This is a genomic window from Thiorhodococcus drewsii AZ1, from assembly GCF_000224065.1.
GTDB classification, from domain to species: Bacteria; Pseudomonadota; Gammaproteobacteria; order Chromatiales; family Chromatiaceae; genus Imhoffiella; species Imhoffiella drewsii.
Genome location: NZ_AFWT01000104.1, coordinates 1 through 1,667 on the forward strand (window position 1 = coordinate 1; position 1,667 = coordinate 1,667).

Sequence of the window (1,667 nt, forward strand, 5' to 3'; positions counted from 1 at the left end):
CTGGGGGCGGCACTTTTTGGGCGCGTGGATACTTTTGTGCCACCGTTGGCGAGCTGAGCGAGGAGATGATAAAGCAGTACCTGGAGCATCATTTTGAGCCAGACCCAGCGGCTGAATTTCGAGTGGAGCCCTAGGCGCGTCGTTCAGTCGACGCGTATCCGGACTTTCAGTCCGTTACTCAAACCCACCGGCTTTTAGCCGGTGGTTGTTTAGTGTTCTCTGCCCGGAGCAACGTGCAGAGCTCGAGCGCATCGCGCGCAGTCGCGAAACGTCCCACCGCTTGGTCCAACGTTCGCAGATGGTGCTGCGCGCCGCTGACGGCGAGACCAACAAGCACATTGCATCCACCCTTGGCGTCAACGAAGACGGCGTCGGTCAATGGCGCCGACGTTGGCTCGACGCCCATGACCGCTTGGCCGCCGCGGCGGATCAGCCCAAGCGCCTGCGCGCGGTGATCGAAGCGGTGCTGGCCGATCGTCCGCGCTCCGGGGCTCCAGGCAATTTCACGCCCGAGCAGATCTGCCAGATCATCGCCCTGGCCTGCGAAACACCACCCCCTCCCTTGACCCACTGGACGCGCAAGGATTTGGTGCGCGAGACGATTCAGCGCGGCATTGCGCCAACCATTTCGGCCACGACAATCGGCCGTATTTTAAAATCAGGCCGACCTCAAGCCCCATCGCACCCGCTACTGGCTCAATCCCAAGATTCCTGACGAGGCGGCCTTTCGCGAGGAGGTCCGCACGCTGTGCAAGCTCTATCATCAAGCACAGGAACTCCATGAGCAGGGCGTGCATGTCATCTCCACGGACGAGAAGACCGGCATTCAGGCCCTGGAGCCGATCCATCCGTCGCATCCGATGCGTCCAGGCCGTCCCCAAGCCGTCGAGTTCGAATACACGCGCCACGGCACCCAGGCGCTGATCGCTAACTTCGAGGTCGCCACTGGGAAGATCCTCGCGCCCTCCATCGGCGACACCCGCACCGAAGCCGACTTCCTCGCCCATCTCACCGCCACCGTCGACACCGATCCGCAAGGCGAATGGATCTTCATCTGCGATCAGCTCAACATCCACCAATCGGCCAGTCTGGTGGAGTTCGTCGCTCAGCGCTGTGAGATCAAGACGGATCTCGGTCACAAAGGCCAGGACGGCATCCTCAAAAGCATGGCCTCCCGTGCCGCCTTCCTCTAGGATCCCACGCACCGCATCCGCTTCGTCTATACCCCCAAGCACTGCTCCTGGCTCAACCAAGTCGAGATCTGGTTCGGCATTCTGGCCCGACGACTGCTCAAGCGCGGACGGTTTTCATCCACCGAGGCGCTCAAGCAGCGGATCCTCGAATTCGTTGATTTCTTCAACCAGACTCTCGCCAAACCCTTCCGCTGGACCTACATCGGCAAGCCACTGATGGCGTAAATTTACCAGTGAATTTCAGGTGCGAAGTACTAGAGTTCAAACCCCCGCCTTTCAGGCGGGCAGATTTCATCTTCAGCCCTCTCGCTGCTACGGTTGATCCTGGCCCCTGGAGCAACGAGCGGAGAGAGGATGGATTATCGCTACGGTAGCCACACGGTTTTCCGGATTGAGTACCACTTTGTCTGGGTTACCAAGTATCGCTACAAAGTGCTGAGAGGGGACGTAGGGGAGAGGGTTCGCGAATTGGTG

Annotated in this window: 2 protein-coding genes and 2 pseudogenes; all 4 read left to right on the top strand. The window is 60.0% G+C overall.

Annotation, left to right across the window (positions count from 1 at the left end; genetic code table 11):
• A pseudogene (locus tag THIDRDRAFT_RS23140) lies at positions 1 to 134 on the top strand (transposase); the annotation flags it as partial.
• A gap of 146 nt (positions 135 to 280) precedes the next feature.
• The gene (locus THIDRDRAFT_RS23145) at positions 281 to 715 is read left to right on the top strand and encodes a helix-turn-helix domain-containing protein (RefSeq protein ID WP_245535926.1); all 435 of its coding nucleotides are present in this window, start codon (positions 281 to 283) and stop codon (positions 713 to 715) included.
• 76 nt (positions 716 to 791) lie between these two features.
• Positions 792 to 1,418: pseudogene (locus THIDRDRAFT_RS26050) on the top strand (transposase).
• A 129-nt stretch (positions 1,419 to 1,547) separates the two neighbouring features.
• Positions 1,548 to 1,667: transposase (locus THIDRDRAFT_RS25210; protein WP_007043379.1), on the top strand; the 120-nt coding region annotated here is incomplete at its 3' end.